Annotated in this window: 16 protein-coding genes and 2 pseudogenes; 7 read left to right on the forward strand and 11 right to left on the reverse strand. The window is 70.8% G+C overall.

Features of this window, described 5'->3' with window-relative positions:
* The first annotated feature begins 17 nt into the window (after positions 1-17).
* The 3 genes from SSMG_RS19765 (at position 18) to SSMG_RS19775 (ending at position 4,429) form a co-directional block, all read left to right on the forward strand.
* Positions 18-1,424, forward strand: coding sequence for an aspartate ammonia-lyase (locus SSMG_RS19765; protein ID WP_009078792.1), 1,407 nt, complete (start codon positions 18-20; stop codon positions 1,422-1,424).
* Positions 1,425-1,578: 154 nt separating this feature from the next.
* Positions 1,579-2,922, forward strand: a complete 1,344-nt coding sequence (locus tag SSMG_RS19770; RefSeq protein WP_009078793.1) for an MFS transporter — start codon at positions 1,579-1,581, stop codon at positions 2,920-2,922.
* A gap of 22 nt (positions 2,923-2,944) precedes the next feature.
* A complete protein-coding gene (locus SSMG_RS19775) occupies positions 2,945-4,429 on the forward strand; it encodes an APC family permease (protein WP_009078794.1) in 1,485 nt (494 codons plus the stop codon).
* On the opposite strand, the gene SSMG_RS19780 is transcribed toward SSMG_RS19775, so the two are convergent.
* Both SSMG_RS19780 and SSMG_RS19785 read right to left on the reverse strand, forming a co-directional pair.
* Positions 4,430-5,284 carry an SAM-dependent methyltransferase gene (locus SSMG_RS19780; RefSeq protein WP_009078797.1) on the reverse strand — a complete coding sequence of 285 codons (855 nt, stop codon included), beginning with the start codon at positions 5,282-5,284 and terminating at the stop codon, positions 4,430-4,432.
* Between the two features lie 55 nt (positions 5,285-5,339).
* Entirely contained in the window at positions 5,340-6,005 is a 666-nt protein-coding gene (locus SSMG_RS19785; protein WP_037714253.1) for a hypothetical protein, read from the reverse strand.
* A 144-nt stretch (positions 6,006-6,149) separates the two neighbouring features.
* Here SSMG_RS19785 and pip point away from each other — a divergent pair, with 144 nt between their 5' ends.
* Complete coding sequence (pip, locus tag SSMG_RS19790) at positions 6,150-7,094, forward strand: prolyl aminopeptidase (RefSeq protein WP_009078800.1); 945 nt, start codon at positions 6,150-6,152, stop codon at positions 7,092-7,094.
* Here the strand turns inward: pip and SSMG_RS19795 are convergent.
* From SSMG_RS19795 to SSMG_RS19815, 5 genes are read right to left on the reverse strand one after another with little or no spacing between them, the layout of a single operon-like run.
* Entirely contained in the window at positions 7,091-7,612 is a 522-nt protein-coding gene (locus tag SSMG_RS19795) for a dihydrofolate reductase family protein (RefSeq protein WP_037717554.1), read from the reverse strand. The two genes, pip and SSMG_RS19795, sit on opposite strands and share 4 nt — an antisense overlap.
* 59 nt (positions 7,613-7,671) lie before the next feature.
* Positions 7,672-9,288 carry an ABC transporter ATP-binding protein gene (locus SSMG_RS19800; RefSeq protein WP_009078804.1) on the reverse strand — a complete coding sequence of 539 codons (1,617 nt, stop codon included), beginning with the start codon at positions 9,286-9,288 and terminating at the stop codon, positions 7,672-7,674.
* A 4-nt stretch (positions 9,289-9,292) separates the two neighbouring features.
* Positions 9,293-10,981, reverse strand: a complete 1,689-nt coding sequence (locus tag SSMG_RS19805) for an ABC transporter substrate-binding protein (protein WP_037714255.1) — start codon at positions 10,979-10,981, stop codon at positions 9,293-9,295.
* A gap of 19 nt (positions 10,982-11,000) precedes the next feature.
* The gene (locus tag SSMG_RS19810; protein WP_009078807.1) at positions 11,001-12,002 is read right to left on the reverse strand and encodes an ABC transporter permease; all 1,002 of its coding nucleotides are present in this window, start codon (positions 12,000-12,002) and stop codon (positions 11,001-11,003) included.
* Positions 11,999-12,940, reverse strand: coding sequence for an ABC transporter permease (locus tag SSMG_RS19815; protein WP_009078809.1), 942 nt, complete (start codon positions 12,938-12,940; stop codon positions 11,999-12,001). Before SSMG_RS19815 ends, SSMG_RS19810 begins: the two co-directional genes overlap by 4 nt.
* A 320-nt stretch (positions 12,941-13,260) precedes the next feature.
* Here SSMG_RS19815 and SSMG_RS19820 point away from each other — a divergent pair, with 320 nt between their 5' ends.
* Both SSMG_RS19820 and SSMG_RS19825 read left to right on the forward strand, forming a co-directional pair.
* Positions 13,261-13,908, forward strand: a complete 648-nt coding sequence (locus SSMG_RS19820) for a S1 family peptidase (protein ID WP_009078811.1) — start codon at positions 13,261-13,263, stop codon at positions 13,906-13,908.
* A 232-nt stretch (positions 13,909-14,140) separates the two neighbouring features.
* Positions 14,141-14,749, forward strand: a pseudogene (locus SSMG_RS19825) (IS30 family transposase); the annotation flags it as partial.
* An 81-nt stretch (positions 14,750-14,830) separates the two neighbouring features.
* On the opposite strand, the gene SSMG_RS19830 reads toward SSMG_RS19825, so the two are convergent.
* Entirely contained in the window at positions 14,831-16,420 is a 1,590-nt protein-coding gene (locus SSMG_RS19830; protein ID WP_009078814.1) for an acyl-CoA synthetase, read from the reverse strand.
* 180 nt (positions 16,421-16,600) lie between these two features.
* On the opposite strand from SSMG_RS19830, the gene SSMG_RS42500 reads away from it, so the two are divergent.
* Complete coding sequence (locus tag SSMG_RS42500) at positions 16,601-18,700, forward strand: serine/threonine-protein kinase (protein ID WP_009078815.1); 2,100 nt, start codon at positions 16,601-16,603, stop codon at positions 18,698-18,700.
* Between the two features lie 4 nt (positions 18,701-18,704).
* Here SSMG_RS42500 and SSMG_RS19840 read toward each other — a convergent pair whose 3' ends face one another.
* From SSMG_RS19840 to SSMG_RS47030, 3 genes and pseudogenes are all read right to left on the reverse strand, one after another.
* Positions 18,705-19,145 carry a hypothetical protein gene (locus SSMG_RS19840; RefSeq protein WP_009078816.1) on the reverse strand — a complete coding sequence of 147 codons (441 nt, stop codon included), beginning with the start codon at positions 19,143-19,145 and terminating at the stop codon, positions 18,705-18,707.
* Positions 19,146-19,194: 49 nt separating this feature from the next.
* Entirely contained in the window at positions 19,195-19,560 is a 366-nt protein-coding gene (locus SSMG_RS19845; protein ID WP_009078818.1) for a YrdB family protein, read from the reverse strand.
* A 624-nt stretch (positions 19,561-20,184) separates the two neighbouring features.
* Positions 20,185-20,808, reverse strand: a pseudogene (locus SSMG_RS47030) (lysozyme); the annotation flags it as partial.
* Positions 20,809-21,576 lie beyond the last annotated feature (768 nt).

Below are 21,576 nucleotides of genomic sequence, written 5' to 3' on the forward strand. Positions count from 1 at the left end.
CACCGGGAAGGACACCGATGTCCCACACCCGCTCCGAACACGACCTGCTCGGCGAGATCGACGTGCCCGGCGACGCCTACTACGGCGCGCACACCGCGCGAGCGCTGGTCAACTTCCCTTTCACCGGCGAAACCCTCGCCGACCGGCCGTATCTCGTCGCCGCGCTGGCCACCGTCAAGGAGGCCGCCGCACGCGCCAACGCGGACGTCGGTGCACTCTCCCCGGAACGGGCCGCGGCGATCGGGCAGGCGTGCGCGGAGATCCGGGGCGGGCGGCTGCACGACCAGTTCGTCGTCGACCTCATCCAGGGCGGCGCCGGGACCTCGACGAACATGAACGCCAACGAGGTCATCGCCAACCGCGCCCTGGAACTGCTCGGCCGCGCCCGCGGCGACTACGCCGAACTGCATCCGCTCGACCACGTCAACCTCGGGCAGAGCACCAACGACGTCTACCCCACCGCGGTCAAACTCGCGCTCGACCGGCATCTCGCCGAACTGCTCGCCGCGCTCGCCGGACTGCGGGAAGCGTTCGCCGACAAGGCTCTCGAGTTCGCCGACGTCCTCAAGATGGGCCGGACCCAGCTGCAGGACGCCGTCCCGATGACGCTGGGCCAGGAGTTCGGCGCGTTCGCCGCGACGCTGGCCGAGGACGAGCAGCGGCTGGCCGAAGCCCGGTTGCTGCTGCACGAGCTGAACCTCGGCGGCACGGCGATCGGCACCGGGCTCAACGCGCGTCCGGGGTATCGGGAAAGAGCCGTTTCGCACCTGCGCGAGCTGACTGGGATCACGACGCTCGTCTCAGCGCCCGACCTGATCGAAGCGACCCAGGACGTCGGCGTCTTCGTGCAGCTGTCCGGCGTGCTGAAACGCGCGGCGGTCAAAATGTCCAAGATCTGCAACGATCTCCGGTTGCTCTCGTCCGGACCGCAGGCCGGGTTCGGCGAGATCGACCTGCCCGCCCGGCAGGCCGGGTCGTCGATCATGCCGGGCAAGGTCAACCCGGTCATCCCGGAGGCGGTCACCCAGATCGCCTTCGAGATCATCGGCCACGACGTCACGATCACGCTCGCCGCCGAGGGCGGGCAACTGCAGCTCAACGCCTTCGAGCCGATCATCGCGCGAGCGTTGACGGCGGGTCTCGACCACCTCACCGCCGGTGCCCGCGTGCTCGCCGAACAGTGCGTACGCGGCATCACCGCGCGCCGAGAACACCTGGCTGGCCTGGTCGCCACCTCGACTGGTCTGGTCACCGCGCTGAGCCCCGCGCTCGGGTACGAAACCGCGTGCACGCTCGCCCGGGAAGCGCACGAAACCGGCCGTCCCGCGCTGGACCTGGTACGGGAACGGCGGCTGCTGACCGACGACGAGGTGAGCGCGCTCATCACCCCCCAAGCGCTCACCGGCGGACTGTCGCGCACGTGAACGCTGCGTTTCGCCGCCGTCAGACCCTCGTGTCGGCACAGCTCAGCAGGTCTGCATAAATCGAACAGATGCATTGCTTTGCTTATTACTTCTTGTTAGATGCCGTGGGCCGCTCTTAGCGTCCTCCCGAAGAACCGGTCCAAGGAGGCCACTCATGACCGCACCCGACGCCTCTCCGGCGCCCGATCTCGCCGAGCAGAGCGCCGATCCCGCCACGTTGCGCCGCAGCGTCGCCGCCGGCGCCGTCGGCGTCTTCGTGCACTGGTTCGACTGGGCCGCCTACGCCTACCTCGCCGGCACCATCGCGTCGGTGTTCTTCCCGGCGGGCAACTCGACCGCGGGCCTGCTCGCGGTGTTCGGCGTCTTCGCGGTGTCGTTCGGGATCCGGCCGGTCGGCGCGCTGATCTTCGGGCCGCTGGGCGACAAGATCGGCCGCAAGCGCACGCTGTCGGTGGTCATCTTCGTGATGTCCGGGGCGACGCTCGTGATCGGGCTGCTGCCGGGCTACTCGACGATCGGCATCGCGGCCCCGATCCTTCTGGTGCTGCTGCGCCTGCTGCAGGGCCTCGCCGCGGGCGGCGAATTCGGCAGCGCGGCGAGCTTCCTCGCCGAGTACGCGCCGCGGCGGCGGCGCGGCTTCGGCGTCAGCTGGCTGGAAGTCGGCTCGCTGCTGGGCTTCCTCGCCGGTTCGTTCGTGTTCCTGCTGCTGTCGGTCGGCCTGACGGACGCGCAGCTGGCGTCGTGGGGCTGGCGGGTCCCGTTCCTGATCGCCGCGCCGCTGGGCGTCATCGGGTTCGTCATCCGCAGCAAGATCGAGGACACGCCCGAGTACCGCGCCCTCGAAGCGACCGACAACGTGCCCCGCAGCCCGGTCCGGGAACTGTTCCGCCACAACAAGAAGCAGCTGCTCCAGGCGGCCGGGCTGATGACCATGATGCACGTGCCGTTCTACGCCGTGCTCACCTACCTGGTCACCTACGAAACCGACTACCTCGGCCACTCCTCCGGCAGCGCGGCGGCACTGTCCACTGTGATCTCGCTCGTCGGACTCGTCCTCGTGCCCTTCTTCGGCCGTCTTTCCGACCGCGTCGGCCGGCGACCGGTCCTGATCGGCGCGGGCGTCGCGCTGTTCGTCCTCGCCATCCCCGCGTACCTGCTGATGCGCACCGGCCTCGTCGGCACCTGGATCGGCGGGCTCGCTCTCGGCGCGATCCTGGCGGCGATCCTCGGCACCTACGCGGTGTGGTCCGCGGAGATCTTCCCGACCCGTACCCGGCAAAGCGGGCTGTCCATCGCGTACAACATCACCGCCGCGCTGTTCGCCGGCACCGTGCCGTACCTGATGACCGTCCTGATTTCCGCGACCGGCAGCACGCTCGTGCCCGGCCCGTACCTGATGGCCGCGGCGGCGGTCGGCCTCGTCGCGGCGTTCTCGATGCGGGAGACCGCCGGAACCCCGTTGCTGCACAAGGAAGACCTGGAGAACCCCCAAGCCTGACCCTCGCCAAAGGCGGTGAAGCGTGTCCGAACCCACCTTCGTCAACAGCGAATCCGGAAACCTGCGGCGGAATCTGCGCCGGATCGACTCGATCTTCCTCGCGATCGCGGCCATCATCTCGGTGGACACCATCGGCCAGATCGCGACCTCGGGGGCGGAGGCGGTCACCTGGACCGCCGTGCTCCTGGTGCTGTTCCTGTTCCCGTACGGGCTGGTGATGGCCGAACTGGGCAGCGCGTTCCCGGCGGAGGGCGGTCCGTTCGTCTGGCTGCGGCTCGCGTTCGGGAAGCTGCCCGCGGCGCTCGGGACGCTGCTGTACTGGATCACGAATCCGGTGTGGCTGGGCGGATCGATCACCTTCCTCGCCGCGGCGACCTGGCAGCAGTACCTCGTCCACGCTTCGCCGGGCGGGTTCGCGGACTACGCGTTCAAGCTCGTCTTCATCTGGCTGGCGATCCTCGGCGCAGTGGTGAGCCTGCGGTACGGCAAGTGGTTCATCGCCGCCGGAGCCTTGCTGAAGGTCGCGCTCGTGGTGCTTTTCGCCGTCACCGCGGCGATCTACGCGGCACGCAACGGCGTCCACGGCTCGCTCGCCTTCTCCCCGACCGTCGGCGGATTCCTCGCCGTGGTCCCGGTTTTGATGTTCGCTCTCGTCGGGTTCGAGGCTCCCAACGGTGCGGCGGAGGAGATGCACAACCCGCGGCGCGATGTCCCGGTGACAGTCGGGGTTTCCGGTTTGGTGTCGGCGTTGTGCTATCTGGTGCCGGTTTTCGGCATCGTCCTGGTGATGCCGGCGGACAAGATCAACGGACTCGGCGGGTTCCTCGACGCGGTGCGCCAGGTGTTCTCCGTCTACGGCGGCGCCTCGGACGCGATGCTGACGCTCGCCGCCGTCGTGTTCGTCTTCGTCCTGCTGAACCAGGGCTGCTCGTGGATGATCGCGTCGGACCGCATCCAGGCGATGGCCGCCGTCGACGGCGCCTTCCCGCGATGGTTCGGGGCGTTCCATCCGAAGCTGAACACGCCGTTGCGGGTCAACCTGCTCTCCGGCGTGGTCGCGACGGTGTTCACGGTGGTGGCGACGATCGTGCAGAGCAGTTCGGCGTCGGCGGTGTTCGCGGTGGTGCTCAACATCGCGGTGAGCACGTTGCTGCTGTCGTACCTGCTGATCTTCCCGACGATCCTGGTGCTGCGGCGGAAATACCCGTCGGTGGAGCGCCCGTTCCGCGTGCCCGGCGGCCGGGTCGGGCTGTGGGTCAGCGCGGTGCTGATCTACGCGTGGATCCTGCTGGGCGCGTGGCAGACGGTGGTGCCCGGGGTGCTGGACCGGGCACTCCGAGTGCCGTACGACTTCGAGGCGACCTGGGGCGTGTCGCGACTGACCTTCGAACTGTTCACGGCGGGGACGCTGGCGGTGCTGATCGGGTTCGGGGTGGTCGGGTATCTCATCGCCCGCAGGCAACCCGCCCCGGTCGCGGAACTCCCGCAACCGGCCGCGGCGTCCTGATCAGACCTTCCGTCCCACCACGCCCGCCACGCACTTCGCGGCGTCGCTCAGCGGCTTCAGCCTCGGGCCGTCCTGCCACCATTCGTCGGCGACCGACAAGCCCGGGCCGTCCGTGCGGCTCGGCGGGAGCAGTTCCAGGCCGGGCAGCATCGCCTCGATTTCGGCGCGCGTCCGGAACCGCCCGGCGCCCAGCGGGCCGGAGACGAGGATGTCCTCGATCCGTTTCGCCACCGCGGTCAGTTCCGGCACCTCGGGGTCGTAGAAATGCGCCATCGCGACGTACGAACCGGGCGCGAGGGCGTCGATGTACTCGCGCATCACCTCGACCGCGCCGTCGCCCTCGTAGTGGTGCATCGTGCCGATGTGCAGGAGCGCGACCGGCTCCGAGAAGTCGAGGTACTCGCGCACGGTTTCGTGCTGCAGCACCGCCTGCGGCTCGAAGATGTCGGCCTCGACCATGTGCGTGAAGTCGTTGTCCTCCAGCAGCGCGCGGCCGTGCGCGAGCACCACCGGGTCGTTGTCGACGTACACCACGTGCGCGTCGCGGTGGTAGCGCTGCACGATCTGGTGGGTGTTCTCCGCGGTCGGCAGGCCGGAACCGCAGTCGAGGAACTGGCGGATGTCGGTCTGGCTCGCCAGCATGCGCAGCACGCGGTTGTGGAAGCCCCGGTTGCCGCGCGCGATGTGGACCGCCTCGGGGACCGCCGCGCTGATCTTGTCCATCACCGCGCGGTCCACCTCGTAGTGGTGGCTGCCGCCGAGGAACCCGTCGTAGATCCGCGCGATGCTCGGGCGGTTCGGGTCCACCCCCACCGGCACCTGGCTGGGCGACAACGGGGACGACGAGCCGGTCATGGACACCTCGCGGAGCGGTCGGTCGGCAGTGGCCTACTCAGAGTAGTACTGCCGCTCAGCCGTGCCACCGGTGCGGCCGGTCGTCGTCGCCCCAGTGCTCCATGTACGAGCTCACCGCCGAGCGGAACGCGTCCTCCATCGAGCCGCCGGACTGGTTCTGGCTGTCCTGCTGCGGGGCCTGCGTCGGCTGGACGCGCGGCGGCGGCGCGGTCGTCGCGGGGCGGCTGCTCGCCCGGATCACCGTGTCGCGCACCTGGCCGCTGGCCGGGGCCGGGGACGCGCTGAGCGTGCTCACCGCGGGCGGCGCGGACGACGTCGTGCGGACCGGAGCGGGCGGCGGCGGCACGGGTTGCGGATCAGTACCGGACGCCGAGGGCCACAACGCCCACGACCCCAATCCCGCGCACACCACCACTGCCGCACCGGCGAAGACGCCGTATCGCGCCGGCCTTCGCTGCGGCGGCGGCGCGGTCTCCGCGGCGGGTGCGGGCGGATCGGCGACCGGCACCGGGCCGCGTTTGGCGAGCTGTTCGACCGGCGAGCCGGTCGAAACGTCGAGGACCCCGCCGAACGCCGAGGTCGGCTCGTCGGCCCGGTCGGCCCGGCGGCGCACGAGCGGCGGGGGTTCGCTGCCGTCGATCCGGGGCATCGGCGCCGTCTCGGACAGCCGCACGAGATTCGCGACCGACTCGAGGTCGCTGCCGGACTCCGGGTTCCCCATCCAGACCTCCACCCCGCCGGGGCCGCGCGTCCGCGGCGCTCCCGGCGCGCCAGATCCTAGGGACCCCCGGTCCGCGCTGTAAACCCGTCCCGGGCGTGATCCAGTACGCTCGACGGGTTTTCCGTCCCGGGGAGGAGGCCCGCGATGCGGCCGTTTTCGGTCGAACCCGACGCGACCGGCATGCTCGACGCCGGCGACGGACAGCAGATCTACTGGGACGCCAGCGGCTCCGGCAAGCCGGTGCTGTGCGTGCACGGCGGTCCCGGCGGAGGCGGCGGCAGCTTCGGCCGCAGCGGCTTCGACCCGGAGAAGTTCCGCGTCGTGGTGTTCGACCAGCGCGGCTGCGGACGGAGCACGCCGAGCGTCGCCGACCCGGCGGTCAGCCTGGAGCACCAGACGACCGAGCACCTGATCGCCGACATGGAGAAGCTGCGCGTCCACCTCGGCGCCGAAAACTGGCTGCTCTACGGCGGTTCCTGGGGCGCGACGCTCGCGCTGGCCTACGCCCAGCGGCATCCGGAACGGGTCAGCGGCATGGTGCTGGTCGCCGCGTTCGCCTCGTCGCCGGACGAGATCGACTGGCTCTACCGCGGCGTCCGGCGGCTGCTGCCCGCGCAGTGGGAGGCGTTCCGCGCGGGCGCGCCCGACCCGGACGGAGACCTCCTCGCCGGGTACTCGCGGCTGCTCGCGAGCCCGGACCGCGCGGTGCAGCTCCGCGCCGCCCGCGCTTGGTGCGCCTGGGAAGACGCGGTGATCTCGCACGAATGGGTCGGCGGCCGGACCGGCCAGTTCAGCGCGGGCACGGACGACGAGCTGATCACGCTCGCCCGCCTCTGCGCGCACTACTACGGCCACCACGCCTGGCTCGAGGACGACCAGCTGCTGCGCGACATCCATCTGCTGCACGGCATTCCGGCCGTGCTGATCCACGGGCGCGCCGACCTGAGCGCGCCGCTGCGGAAGGCGTGGCAGCTGGCTCAGGCCTGGCCGGACGCGGAGCTGGTCGTGATCGACGACGCCGGGCACACCGGGAGCCCGTCGATGGGGACGGCGGTGCTGGAGGCGATCGCCCGGTTCGAGGACCGCTAGCGCAGCACGCGGTAACGAAGGCTCGTTCCCCGCTGCGCCAGCAACTCCAGCGGCACCGGCGGACCCGGCCGCTCGAACAGCCGCACGCCGCCGCCGAGCAGCACCGGCATCACCATGACTTCGACCTCGTCCAGCAGACCGGCCTCCACGCAGGCCCGGCCCACCGAAGCGCCCAGCACGTTCACTGTCTTCTCCCCCGCCGCCGCCCGGGCCGCGGCGACGCCTTCCTCCAGCGACGCGCAGAACGTCACCCCCGGCACCGCGGGCGCGACGCCCCGGGTCAGGACGATCTGAGGACCGTCCCACAGGCCGCCGAAAGCCTTGCCCTCGTTCTCGGTGCCGCGGTACGGATCGTCGCCGGAGAAGGTCCGGCGGCCGACCAGCAGCGCGCCGACCTCGGCGGCCAGCTCGTCCGCCGAGGCGTCCCCGGTGTACGGCGCGAGCCATCCCATGTCCCCGCCGGGCCCGGCGATGAAGCCGTCCAGCGACATCGCGGCGGAATACAGCAGCTTTCCCATTTCCGGCACCTCCAAGTCGGTTTCCGGTACCGACTCCCGGCGGCGCGGAAACTCATCGGTCAGCCCGACAGCGCGCGCCAGGCCTCCCGGCGTTCCCGCTGCCGTTCCGGGTCCGCGACCGGAGCCGCGGCGACGAGTCGCCGGGTGTAGTCCTCCTGCGGCGAGCCGAGCACTGACGCCACCGGGCCCTCCTCGACCACGCGGCCGCGGTGCAGCACGACGACCCGGTCCGCGACCCGTTCCACCACCGCCAGGTCGTGGCTGATGAACAGGCACGCGAACGCCAGTTCCCGCTGCAGGTCCGCCAGCAGCTCCAGCACCGAGGCCTGCACCGAGACGTCCAGCGCGCTCGTCGGCTCGTCCGCGATCAGCAGCCGCGGCCGCAGCGCCAGCGCCCGCGCGATGCCGACTCGCTGCCGTTGCCCGCCGGACAGTTCGTGCGGGTACCGCCCGCTCCAGCCGGGGTCCAGCCGCACCGCGGAGAGGAGTTCCGCGACCCGTTCCCGGTGCTCGCCGCGTTCGCCGTGCACCACCAGGGGTTCGGCGATGCTCGCACCGATCGTCGCGCGCGGGTTGAGCGCGGAGGCCGGGTTCTGGAACACGATCCCGATCTGCCGCCGGATCTCCCGCCGCTGCCGGGCCGTCGCGCGCGCGACGTCCACGCCGTCGATCAGCACCGAACCCGCCGACGGGGCGACCAGACCGGTCAGCACCGAGGAGATCGTGCTCTTGCCGGAACCGGATTCGCCGACGAGGCCGAGCACCTCGTCGGTCCCGATCGTCAGCGACACCCCGTCGACCGCGCGCACCGGAGGGGCACCGCCGCCGACCCGGTAGGTCACCGCCAGATCCGTCACCGAAACCAGCGGAGCCGACGTCGGCCGCACCGCGCTGGCCGGTTCGGCACCCAGTGACAGCACCGAATCCAGCAGTTCCCGCGTGTAGTCGGCTTGCGGGGAGGCGAACAGCCCGGCCGCGGTGTTCTGCTCGACGACCTCTCCGTCGCGCAGCACCACCACCCGGTCCGCGACGTCGGCGACCACGCCCATGTCGTGCGTCACCAGCAGGATCGCCGTCCCGAGCCGGTCCCGCAGCGACCGGAGCAGCTGCAGGATCCCGGCTTGCACGGTGACGTCCAGCGCGGTCGTCGGCTCGTCCGCGACCAGCAGCTTCGGGTCGTGGAGCAGCGCGAGCGCGATGACCACCCGCTGCAGCTGGCCGCCGGACAGCTCGTGCGGATAAGCCCGCAGCACCCGCCGGGCATCCAGTTCCACGAGGTCCAGCAGTTCCCGGGCCCGCTCCCGCGCCGCGGTCCGCGAGACCTTCCGGTGCGCCCGGACCGCGTCCACGAGCTGCGTGCCGATCCGGAACACCGGGTTAAGCGCGCTCATCGGCTCCTGGAACACCATGCCGATCTCGCCGCCGCGCACCGCGCGCCGCGCCGGACCGTCCACTGTGTACAGATCGCGGCCGGCGAGCACGGCGGACCCGGCGACCGTCGCGGTGTCCGGCAGCAGGCCGAGCAGCGACAGCGCGGTGACCGACTTGCCGGAACCGGATTCCCCGACGAGGGCGACGACCTCGCCGGGGTTCACCTCGAACGAGACCTCGCGGACGGCGGCGGCGGCGCCGAACCGGATCGAGACGTCGCGCAGGGAAAGCAGCTGCTCGGACACGGGATTACTTCGCCAGGCCCATCTGGAGGTAGTTCGGGTACGCGGGGAACGCGCCGATCGCGAAATTGCCGACCTTCGCCCCGTGCAGGAACGAGTTGCGCGTGTAGATCAGCGGCACCACCGGCGAGTCCTGCATGATCCGCTTGTCCGCCTTGGCCCACAGCTTCCCGGCCGCGGTCGGGTCGACCGTGCCCTGCGCTTCCGCGATCAGCGCGTCCACCTCGGGCGCCGAGTAGCGCGACTCGTTGTACCCGCCGTTGCCGATCTCCGACGTGCCGAACAACGGCTCGATGTTCGCGTTGGCGCTCGGGAAGTCCGGCTGCCACGAACCCAGGGTCAGGTCGTAGTTGCCGTCGTTGCCGGTGACCAGCGTGGTCCAGGCCTCGTCGTCGAGCGGGCGCAGCTTCGTGCGGATGCCCGCGCGCTGCAGCGCGGCCTGGATCGCCTGCGCCTTGTCCGCCTCGTTGTTCGCCGTCGACACCGGGAAGTCCAGGTTGTCGATGCCGTTCGGGAAACCCGCCTCGGCGAGCAGCTGCTTGGCCTTCGCGACGTCGCCGGACGGCGGGGCCGGGTACAGGTCGTACACCTCGCGTCCGGCGATGCCCTCGGTGATCAGCGTCGTGGCGATCGGACCGGCCAGGTCCGCGCTGCCCGCGGCGGCGACCTGGTAGGCGGTCTTGTCCACGGCGTACTGGAACGCCTGGCGCACCTTGGGATTCGCCAGCGGGCCGCGTTTCGTGTTCAGCGCCAGGTAGGCCAGCGCGCCGGACTTCGACGTGACGAGCTGGTTCTTCGCCGCCGGGTTCGTGCGGATCTGCGCCAGCTGCGCCGGGTTCACGAACGACGAGCCGAACGCGAACGCGTCGTTGCCCTGGCTGGCCAGCAGCCGCTTGGCGACGACGCCGGTGTCCTGGCCCATCTGGATCACGACCGCGTCCGGCAGGCCGGTGCGCGCCAGGTCAGTCTTGGCGTCCCAGTTCGGGTTCCGGACGAACTTGACTTGCACGCCCTTCTGGTACGACTCGACCTGGTACGGGCCGGACGCGACCGGCTTCGTGTCGTAGGTCGCGTCCGTGCCCTTGCCCTTGGGCACCGGGGCGAACGCGGGCATGCTCGCGATCCACGGCCAGTCGCCGTACGGGCGGGCCAGGTGGAACACGATCGTCTTCGGGTCCGGCGTCTCGATCGAAGCCAGTTCGCCGCCCTTGAACGGGCCCTTGTAGTCGGGGCCGCCGGCGAGCAGGGTCTTGTGGTAGCCCAGGCCGCCGGAGAACGCCGAATCGAACGACCGCTCGATGCCGTACTTGATCTCGGCACTGGTGATCGGCGTGCCGTTGGCCATCTTCAGGCCGTCCTTGAGCGTGTACGTCCAGGTCTTGCCGTCCGCGCTCGCCCGGCCGGTGTCGGTGGCGAGGTCCGGGACCACGGTGGCCGGGCCGTCGGCGGAGGTCTTCCACGCGGTGAGCCGCCGGTGGATCAGGCTGATCGTGGTGATCGCCAGGTTCTGGCTCTTCGCCGGGTCGAGGTGCTGCGACGTGGTGTCGCTGAGGATGTACAGCGTCCCGCCGGACGACACCGCGACCGCTCCCCCGCCGCCGGACTGCTCGTTCGCGTTGCACGCGGCGAGGAACGCCCCGGCCCCGGTGGCCGTGGCGGTGACGCCGAGCGCCTTCAGGAAGTCCCTGCGATCCATGGTTTTTCCGTTCCCTTTCTCACGAACCGAGCCGAGCGCGGGGGTCGAGGACCCCGTAGAGCACGTCCACCGCGAAGTTCGCGAGGACGACGAAGAAGGCGACGAACAGGCTGACGCCCATCAGCACCGGCAAGTCGATCTGGTGCACGGCGTCGACGAGCAGCCCGCCGAGACCGGGCAGCGCGAACACCCGCTCGGTGATCACCGCGCCGCCGAGCAGCGCGCCGACGTCGACCGCGAACACCGTCACCACCGGCAGCAATACGTTGCGCAGTGCGTACTTCCCGATGACGGTGCGCTCCGGCAGACCGACCGCCCGCGCGGTGCGGATGAAGTCCTCGCCCATGATCTCGAGCATCTGCCCGCGCGAAAGCCGGGCGTAGACCGCGGCGTTGATGAACGCCAGGACCAGGCACGGCAGCACGAGATGCCAGGCCCAGTCGACCGGGCTTTGCGCGAACGTCACATAGCCGCTCACCGGAACCACGTCGAGCGTGAAGCCGAACAGCAGAATTCCCAGCAGCCCCACCAGATACGCGGGCGCGGACACCCCGGCGAGCGTCACCGTCATCGCGGCCCGGTCGGCGAACTTCCCGCGGCGCAGCGCGGAGAACACGCCGGTCGCGACGCCCGCGATCAGCCAGATCACCGACGCGCCGACGGCCAGCGAGACCGTGACCGGCAGCCGGTCGCCGATCAGCGTCAGCACCGGTTCGCTCTGCTGGAACGAGTAGCCGAAGCAGGGCGCGGAGCACACGATCGCCGTCACGCCGGCCCCGAACGTGCGGCCGGTGAAGATGCCGCCGAGGAAGTCGAAGTACTGCTGGATCCACGGTTTGTCGAAGCCCATGAACTCGCGGGCCAGCGCCAGGTTCTCCGGCGTGCACGGTTTGCCGCACGACATGTACGCCGGGTCGGTGGGCAGCAGGTAGAACACCGCGAAGGTGCCGAAGCTGACCACGAGCAGGACGCCGAGCATGCCCAGCAGGCGGATGCCCACGAAGCGCAGGGTGCGGTTCACCGGCGCACCGCCGTCTTCGGGTCGAGCGCGTCGCGGAGCCCGTCGCCGAGCATGTTGAACGCGAGCGTCGCGAGGAACAGCGCGGCGCCGGGGAAAATGAGGAACATCGGATCGGTCTGCACCCAGTTGATCGCGTCGCTGATGGAACGGCCCCAGCTCGGGGTGGGCGGCGGGATGCCGACGCCGAGGAACGACAGCGCGGCCTCCAGGCCGATGTTGGCCGGGATGCTCACCGTCGCCAGCACGATGACCGGTGCCCACAGGTTCGGCAGCAACTCGCGGCGGAACACGTGCACGCCGCCCGCGCCGAGCGCCCGGGCCGCCTTGACGAAGTCGCGGTTGCGCAGGCTCAGCGTCTGCGCGCGGACCACCCGGGCCACGCGCGGCCAGCCGAACAGGCCGATCACCGCGATCAGCAGCAGCGGCCGCGGGATCGACTGCGGGGCGACCGCGCCGAGCGCGATCATGAAGATCAGCTGCGGGAACCCGAGGAGCACGTCGGTCACCCGGCTCACCACCGTGTCCCACCAGCCGCCGACGTACCCGGCGCTCGCCCCGAGCAGCACGCCCAGCAGCATCGACACCGCGGTCGCGGCGAGCCCGATCAGGAACGACGTCCGCGCGCCGTATGCGACGACCGCGAAGAGGTCCCGTCCGGTGAGCGGTTCGACGCCGAACCAGTGGCTTCCGCTGATGCCGCCGAGAAATCCGGCCCCGGTGCCGTCGGCCGGATTCAGCAGTTCGGTGTGGTACGTGTACGGATCCTGGCCCTCGATCAGGGCTAACAGGGGAGCCGCCAGAGCGGTGACGATCACCAGCACGATGACGACCGCGCTGGCTTGCGCCCAGCGGTCGTGCCGCAGCGCGCGCCACAGGTTCCGGGAGGCCGGAGCGGCCGCCGGGACACTGGCGCCGCCCGGCGACAGGATGTCGGACAACGGTTCCCTATGCAGATCAGCGTTACTTGACGACGTGACAGTAAAGAACCCGAACGAAATTCACCACGATGGAGGCGCCCCTCCCGGATCGTGAGACGCCGCCGACGTCGCCCCTCCCCGCGAGATCGCCGCTGTTCGCGCAGGTCGCCGCCGGTTCGGCAGCCCGGCCCAGTCTGCCGTGCCGAGAGTTGTCCGGCCAGCGTTGCTGTCACCCGTTCGGACGCAATCCCGGAACGGTCGGCTGACTCGGTTTGTGCCGTCGCCCGCCCGGCACTGGACTGGGCGCGTACTCAGTCTCATGTGGACGGAAGGACCTGCCGATGTTCCGCTGCTCACGCCGCAAGCTGGCCGGAGTGCTGTGTTCCGCGGCCGCGGCCGCCACGCTGGCCAGCCCGCCCGCGTCGGCGGCCACGACGGTGAACGGCGGCGACGCGATGTACACCGTGTCGCCGGGGCCCGGCCGCGAGCCGTACTACTGCTCCGCCGGGTTCGCGATCCTGGTCAAGGACGTCCGGTACCTCCTCACCGCGGGACACTGCACCGAACACGGGCTCGATTGGAAGGACATCGGCCGCAACGTCGACAGCCACTTCCCGGTGACCGATTACGGCCGCGTCGAGGACCCGTCCGGCTCCGGGCACAGCCAGGTCGACCTCTACGACGGCAGCACCCAGCGGATCCTGCGCGCGGGCACCCCGCAGGTGGGGCAGCTCGTGTGCAAGAGCGGCATGACCACGAAGAAGACGTGCGGGAAAGTCCTCGGCCTCAACCAGACCGTGAACTTCGGCGACGGCAAGCAGGTCGTCGGCACGATCGCCACGGACATCCCGGTCGGGGACGGGGACAGCGGCGGCCCGCTGTTCTACGCCGGGGTCGGATACGGCGTGCTGTCCGGCGGGAACAACCAGGTCAGCTTCTTCCAGCCGCTGCCGCAGGTGCTCGCCGCTTACGGGGCGACGCTCGCCTGATCTTCGGGTTCGTGAGGGGAACCCTGAGGGGCTCTGCTGGGGTCCTAGTGGTGTTTGCAACACCCGAGTTGCGCAGGGGTTGCGATGTTCGTGGCCGGGAGAGAGCGGGCGTCGCGGGGTCAGGTGAGGCTGGCGGCGGAACGCCGCCGCTATTTTGATCTTGTGGCGGACGGTGTGGGCACGGTCGAGTCGTGCCGGATGGTCGGGGTCGACCGCAGGACCGGGCGTTGCCGGCGAACTGCGCCGCGAACTGCACCGCGCACTGCGCACCGGACGCGCCGTGCGCAAACCCCGCGCCTCAGGCGAGCGACGCCGGCCCCGCTTCGCCGAACCCATGGCCATGATCAGCGACCGGCCCGCCGAAGCCGCCGACCGCGCCGTCCCCGGCCACTGGGAAGGCGACCTCATCATCGGCAAGGACAACGCCTCCGCCATCGCCACCCTGGTCGAACGCACCACCCGCTGCACGATCCTGGCGCCCCTGCCCGACGGCCGCGGCGCCGACGCCGTCCGCGACGCCCTCGCCGACACCCTTCCCGAGCACCTGCGACGATCCCTGATCTGGGACCAGGACAGCGAAATGGGCCGCCACCACGAATTCACCGTCGCCACCGGCATCCCCGTCTACTTCCGCGACCCCCACAGCCCCTGGCAACGCGGCAGCGACGAAAACACCAACGGCCTGCTCCTCCAATACTTCCCCACAAGCACCGACCTGTCCCTCCACACCGCCGACGACCTCGCCGCCGTCGCCGCACAACTCAACCGGCGCCCACGCAAAACACTCGACTGGGACACCCCAGCCGAACGCTTGACTAAACTCCTGGCCGAATCCAGCTGACCACCCGTGTCGCAACCACCCCTGGAATCCACCCAGAGTCCCGCAGGGTTCCCCTCACGGCCGACGACCGCGCACGGGCAGTCAGCCCCGCGCCAGTCCGGCGTGCCCTTCCCGCAGCGCGCGCTTGACGATCTTCCCGCTCGGGTTCTTCGGCAGCGCGTCCACGAACACCACGTACTTCGGGCATTTGTACCCGGCCAGGTGCTCGCGCGCGTGCGCCAGCACCTCTTCCTCGGTGAGCACGACGCCCTCGCGCGGCACGACCGCCGCGGTGACCGCTTCGATCCAGTGCGGATGCGCGACCCCGAACACCGCGACCTCGGCGACCCCGTCGAGCAGGTACAGGGCTTCCTCGACCTCGCGGCTCGCGACGTTCTCGCCGCCGGTCTTGATCATGTCCTTCTTCCGGTCCACCACCGACAGGTAGCCCTCTTCGTCGAGCACGCCGAGGTCGCCGGAGTGGAACCAGCCGCCTTCGAAGGCCGCGGCGGTTTTCTCCTCGTCCTCGTAGTAGCCGAGCGTCGCGTGCGGGCTGCGGTGCACGATCTCGCCGACCTCGCCGGGCGGAAGTTCGCGCCCTTCCTCGTCGACGATCCGGGTCTCGACGTTGATCGACGCGCGGCCCGCCGAACCCGCCTTCGCGAGTTGTTCGTGCGGGCGCAGGATCGTGGCGAGCGGGGCCATTTCGGTCTGGCCGTAGAAGTTCCACAGCTGCACGTCCGGCAGGCGGCGCGCGAGTTCGCGCAGCACCTCGACCGGCATCGGAGACGCGCCGTAGTAGCCCTTCCGCAGGCTGGACAGGTCGGTCGTGTCGAACGCCGGGTGCCGCAGCAGCGAGATCCACACCGTCGGAGGGGCGAACAGCTTCGTCGCGCGTTCGCGTTCCACCGCGGCCAGCAGCGCCGCCGGGTCCGGGCCGGGCAGGATCACGCTCGTCGCGCCGACGTAGACGTCGACCGACAGGAAGCAGTCCAGCTGCGCGCAGTGATACAGCGGCAGCGAATGCACCTCGATGTCGTCGCCGGTCATGTTGCCGTCGATCGCGCACGAGACGTATTGCGCGATCAGTGACCGGCTCGAAAGCAGCACGCCCTTCGGCCGCGATTCGGTGCCGGAGGTGTACATCAGCCGCAGCGGGTCGTCGTCCGCCACCAGCACCGCCGGCGCGCTTTCGTCTCCGGGCTGGTCGATCCAGTCCGCGACGCTTTCCCATTCGCCGCCACTGCCGCCGATCCGCCCGCGCAGGACGTCCGTGCGGCCGGCGCGCTTCAACGCCTCCGCCGCGGTGTCCAGCAGCGCGTCTTCGGCGATCAGCCCGGACACTCCGGCGTGGCCGAGGATGTACGCGACTTCCTCCGCGCCGAGCATGAAGTTCACCGGCACCAGCACCACGCCCAGCTTGGCCGTGGCGAACACGAGCACCGCGTACTCCCAGCAGTTGCGGCTGAGCAGCGCGAGCCGGTCGCCCTTCGCGAGGCCGCGTTCGGCGAGCCGGTGCGCACAGCGGTTGACCGCCGCGTCGAACTCGCGGTAGGTCGCGCGTCGCTCGCCGGAGACGATCGCGAGTTTGTCCGGGAGGCGCAACGCGGTGCGCCGCAGCAGATCCCCGACGGAGTGCTGGCGGGCGTGCTGGATCGCTTCCGCCGTTTCGGCGCGGTATGGGCTCGGCATAGCGGGAGTCTCATCGACCGGGGCGGCGCGCGCAAGCGGGACCGGCCGCCGCGCTCGGCAGGCTTTCCGGCACCACCCGGGGAGGGGCGCGCGGCCGAGACCGACGCTCGACCGGGCGGACATCACCGGCAGGCTGCGGCGGTACCGACTTGTCCGCCAGCTCTCGCGCCCCCGGGATGAGTGAGGTCTTCTGGGCGGTCGCGCACGGTGGCGCTCAAGGTCGTCGGCCCGGAATTCATGGCGGTGCCCGGATTCCGCACCCGCTTCGAGCGCGAAACGCGGATCGCGCGCGACCTCGTGCACCCGAACGTCGTCCCGGTGCTCGACGCCGGGTTCGCCGAAGACGGCTGCCTGGGCTACCTCGCGATGGAGTACGTGCGCGGCACGAACCTCGCGCGGCTGCTCGCCGAGCGCGGTGCGCTGTCGTTCCAGGAGACTGCCGCCATCGGGCGCGGGATCGCCGCCGCCCTCGACCCGGCCCACGACCGGCGGCTCGTGCATCGGGACGTCAAACCCGGCAACATCCTGCTCGCCGCTGACGGCCGCGCGTACCTGTGCGACTTCGGCATCGCCCGCCAGCTCGACCTGACGCAGCTCACCGCGACCGGGGCGTTCGTCGGCACGACCGACTACGCCGCTCCCGAACAACGCCAGGGCAAACCGGCCGGACCGGCCGCCGACGTGTACTCGCTCGCCTGCGTGCTCGGCGAATGCCTCGCCGGCGCTCCCCCGGGCCACCACGCCAAACTCAGTCACCCCGGCGCGGGCGCCCTCCGCCGGTCGCTCAGCACCGATCCGGCGGACCGGCATCCGACGTGCACCGCGCTGATCGAGGATCTGGTCGCCTCCGCGCGCTGGGACCGGCGGCGCAGATGGCTGCTTCGCGCGGGAGTCCCAGCGGTCGCCGCGGCCGGGCTGCTCGTCGCCTCGCTGACCACCGGGTCGCTGTCCAGTCTCGACGACGCCACTCTCGCCCGGGTGCCCGCCGCCTTGCGGGCCGACTGCGCGACCGCGGACAAGCCCGTCTCCGGCGCCACCGCGACCATCACCTGTCACGACGCGTCCGGCCGCGCCGCGACGATCGCGCTGTACGCCGACCCGAAGCAGACCGCCGACGCCTACTCCGCCTCCCTGTCGAGCATCGGCGAGTCACCCGGGCAGGGAGACTGCGCCGTCGCCTCGTGGGCCGAACACCGTTATCCGGCAACCGGTCCCGCTCAGGGCCGGGTGTTCTGCGGGGTCGGAGGCGGCCGGTCCTTGGTGGTCTGGAAGGACGACGCCGCCCGCTCGATCACCACCGCCACGGCCTCCGCGGACGACGACGCGGCTTTGCGGGCCGCCTGGGTCGGCTGGACCGGCGCGCCCGCTTTTCCGACCGCGGACGAAAAAGCCCTCACCGACATCGCCGCCGGAAACCAGTGCCGCCGCGCGGCGCCGGCGGATCTCGGCAACTACCCCGGCGCCATCGCCGGAATCGCCTGCACGCCCCACGGCACCGGCGCGCGCGACGTGTCCTACTACCGCTTCGCCGACACCCAGACCCTGCGCACCAGCTTCGACAGTCTCGTCACCGCCGCGAAGGCCCCGAGCGGAACCCCTTGTCCCGGCGCGGTGCCGAGCACCACCCGCTTCGACTGGCTGAGCGTCGATCTCGGGCAGGTGCTGTGCCGCCCCGGCCGGGACGGCACCGTCGCGATCGACTGGAGCCTCGATTCCTTCCGCGTCGTAGGACACGTCGCCGGGCCCGGACCGGGGTACGTCGGCAACTGGTGGGAGGAATGGCATCTCGCGCCGCTGAGCCGGATCGTCGCGCAGGTCAACCGCGAGGCCTCCCCCGCGTTTCCGACCCCGGCAGAAAACGCGCTGCTGCAACGGATCCCGGCCGCTTCGCGGATCAACTGCGTGCGCCCGTCCGCGGACCAGCGCTGGCAAGACCTCGGCGCGGTGCCTGCGGACGCCGCTGTCGCGTGTGGACAGACCAGCGGCGCCGGACTGGTCGTCTACTACCAGCTTCCCGACGCCGCCACGATGAACCAGGTGTTCAACAGCACGCAGACCACCGAGAAGGCGTGCACCGACCAGCCGTCCGATTTCTCGGCCGACCGCCCGTACTCGCGCGACGGCCGCACCGGACGCCTCGCCTGCGCCACCCTCAAGCCCAGCGGCGAACGCTCTCTCAAGTGGACAGACGACCAGGCGAAAATCCTCGCGGTCGCCCACCGCGGCAGCGAACCCTTCGCGATGATCGACTGGTGGACCCACGACGCCGGCCCGGTCTAGGCGGTCAGCCCTGCACGGAGCCGCCGACCGAGGCCGACCCGGTGACGTTCCCGGAACCGCCGCTCGCGGTGAGCACGGACTCCTTGCCGTCCACGACCGAATACATCTCCACGTGGCCGCTCGCGCCGGAATAGGTGACCTCCAGCGTCCACTGGTGCGGTTTCCCGTCCGCGGGCACGGTGAGCGACTGCCGCCACGGCATCTTCACCGGCCCGGTTTCCTTGGCGGCCCCGTCCAAGGTGTACGTGACCTGTTTCAGCGAACCGGAACCGGTCGCGTTCAGCACGAGCGTGTGCGGCTGCCGATCCGGCACCTGCTCCTTGACCGGTGCCGCGGACGAAGACGACGGCGGAGGCGCGGGAGCCGGGCTGCCCGAGCACGCGGTCGCCGCGGCGAGCAGCGCAACCGGCGCGAAGACCGTCCGGGCAGCAGTGCGAAAGTCCATGCGCGCACCGTACTGAGTCAGCGCCGGGACCGGTCCCCGCTCGGGAAACTCAGCCGTCTTTCGCCCACACCCGCACGGCCGCCGCGACCGCGATCCCGGCCACGCCGAGCACGATCCCCGCGACCAGCAGCCCGGACGCGATCAGTCCGAGCGCCGCGACCGCGAACAGCCCGACCTCCAGGAAAAACCGCGTCGGCTCGGGCGCGCGCCGCTTGGCCTTCGGCGCGATCACGAGTCCCCAGATCGCCCCGGCCAGCGCCGGCCACAGCACCGCGGACAGGATGTCGAGGAACACGCTCCCGCCGAGCCGCGCTCCGGCGACCGCGAGACCGGCGAGCAGCGCCAGTTCGGTCAGGAAGCGGACGGCGAGCACCGCGCCGCGGAAACCGCGCAATTCGGGTCGAGTGGTGGTCACGCCGGGAAGCCTAACGGCCGGGCCCGCGCTCCGGGGCGCGGAGTGCGGACCCGGCCGGGATCAGCGCCGGGCGACCATCCGGGACAGCGTCATCAGGATCGCCCCGAACACCAGCAGCGCCGCGCCGAACACGGCGAGCCGCGGGGTGCTCACCCCGGTTTTCGCCAATGCCTGCTGCTTCGGCTGGCTGGTTTCCGGCGCGGAGGTCTGCGTCGGCTCGCTGGTCGTCGCCTTCTGCGCGACCGGGGCCTTCGGCGTCACCTTCGCGACCTCGTGCACGCGAGCGGTCAGCTGGTCGGCGTGCTTGGCGTCCGACAGCGACCCCGGCGGGTTCGCCTGCTTGCCGCCCGCCCAGACAAGACCGCTGATGTCCTTCTTCGGCGTGGCCGACGAGGTCGACGTCGGCGGCTTGGTCGCCGAAGACGCCGAAGACGTCGAGGACGCCGGGCTGCTGGACGTCGTCGGGCTCGTCTTCGTCGGCGCAGCCGGCGAACTGGTGGCCGAACTGGCCGGCGTCTTCGTCGCGGAGGTCGGCGGCGCGCTCGTGGTCGGCTGAGCCGACGTCGGCGGCTTCGTCGAGGTGCTCGGCTTCGGCGGAGCCGGGGCCTCGCTCTTCGGGGCGTCTCCCCCGGCGAGCTTGATCAGCTGCTCCATTGAGCCGTTGAACGAGTCCTGGTCGCCGGGCTTGTTGCCGGAGTCGGAGTACTGCCAGATCGTGTAGTACCGCCAGCCCGAGGGCAGCGGGCCCGCGCTCTGCGCGTAGCGGGCGATGAACAGCGGATGCGTGTCGCCGAACGCCGCCGAGTTCCCGGTGCAGGTCTTCCACCAGTCGGTCGTGGTGTAGAGCATCGGCCAGCGCGACGTTTTCGCGTGCACCCGCTCGGAGAACGACCGGACCCACGACACCATCGCCGACTGCGACAGGCCGAAGCAGGTCGAGCCGGACGGGTTGTACTCGATGTCCAGCATCGGCGGCATCGTGCGGCCGTCCGCGGACCAGCCGCCGCCGTGCGCCACGAAGTAGTCCGCCTGCGTCGCGCCGTCGGACACGTCCGGCCGGGCGAAGTGGTACGCGCCGCGGATCATCCCGACGTCGTACGAACCGTTGTACTGCTGCGCGAAGTACGGGTTCCGGTACCCGGTTCCCTCGGTCGCCTTCACGTACGCGAAACGCGCGCCGGCGTTCCAGGCCGCTTTCCAGTCCACATTGCCCTGATGGCCGGACACGTCCATGCCCGGCACCTCGGCAGGCGCCGCCACCGCCCGGGGCGCGTGCAGCAGCCCCAAAGCACCGACCGCGGCAACCGCTGCCGCCGCGACGACCGCACCCGCCCGAGCCGCTATCCGCCCGGAGCCCGTCATCCTCTACTCCCTCTTCTTTTCCCGCCCTGGGAGCGCTCCGGCCGTCCGAGTCTCTTCCCCAAGATCGGCACCGGATCACCTGGGCGAGCCCCAGTGTGTGTGACACGCGGGACGCCTGTAAACCACTGGGAGTGATGTGACGCGTGGTACACAAGAGGTTTTCCGAGGTCACCGGGGGTACGACCCGCCCCGACCGGGATGAAACTCACCCACCCCGGGTCACTGTCGGCGGCCGATTCGCCACGCGTCGCAGTGAGTGATCAGCCATCCGGGGGCGGAGCGGCGCCCTGTCCCGAACCGGACAGCGGTTGCCGCGAATCCGGAGTTCCGCGTTCGCGCAAGGGCCGAAAGTCGGTCGCTCGGCGCCGCCGCGAATCCGCGCGCGGAGCGCGACACGCCCGGCCCGGCGAGCCGTTCACGAACAACTCCCGTGCGCCGGAAACCCTTGCCCGCACCGCGGAAATCGCCCTCTACCAGCACTTTTATCCGCAGGGCCGGTAACGGCCCGGACACGCAGCGTCAACCCGGCCGACGTCTTCGCAACATCTTGGCAACCGGCTTGACACCGGCTGTGGTCCGGACCACTCTGCAGGACATTGGTCTACACCATTTGTCATTCAGCCCCGGTCGCCGACGACCGGGCACCGAAAGGAC

This window comes from Streptomyces sp. AA4 (assembly GCF_000158875.1).
GTDB lineage: Bacteria > Actinomycetota > Actinomycetes > Mycobacteriales > Pseudonocardiaceae > Amycolatopsis.

Excerpts from the sequence above, each read along its gene's own strand:
- SSMG_RS19765 (WP_009078792.1), top strand. The coding sequence starts at position 18 with ATGTCCCACACCCGCTCCGAACACGACCTGCTCGGCGAGATCGACGTG.
- SSMG_RS19770 (WP_009078793.1), top strand. The coding sequence starts at position 1,579 with ATGACCGCACCCGACGCCTCTCCGGCGCCCGATCTCGCCGAGCAGAGC.
- SSMG_RS19780 (WP_009078797.1), bottom strand. The coding sequence starts at position 5,284 with ATGACCGGCTCGTCGTCCCCGTTGTCGCCCAGCCAGGTGCCGGTGGGG.
- SSMG_RS19785 (WP_037714253.1), bottom strand. The coding sequence starts at position 6,005 with ATGGGGAACCCGGAGTCCGGCAGCGACCTCGAGTCGGTCGCGAATCTC.
- pip (WP_009078800.1), top strand. The coding sequence starts at position 6,150 with ATGCGGCCGTTTTCGGTCGAACCCGACGCGACCGGCATGCTCGACGCC.
- SSMG_RS19795 (WP_037717554.1), bottom strand. The coding sequence starts at position 7,612 with ATGGGAAAGCTGCTGTATTCCGCCGCGATGTCGCTGGACGGCTTCATC.
- SSMG_RS19805 (WP_037714255.1), bottom strand. The coding sequence starts at position 10,981 with ATGGATCGCAGGGACTTCCTGAAGGCGCTCGGCGTCACCGCCACGGCC.
- SSMG_RS19820 (WP_009078811.1), top strand. The coding sequence starts at position 13,261 with ATGTTCCGCTGCTCACGCCGCAAGCTGGCCGGAGTGCTGTGTTCCGCG.
- SSMG_RS19830 (WP_009078814.1), bottom strand. The coding sequence starts at position 16,420 with ATGCCGAGCCCATACCGCGCCGAAACGGCGGAAGCGATCCAGCACGCC.
- SSMG_RS19840 (WP_009078816.1), bottom strand. The coding sequence starts at position 19,145 with ATGGACTTTCGCACTGCTGCCCGGACGGTCTTCGCGCCGGTTGCGCTG.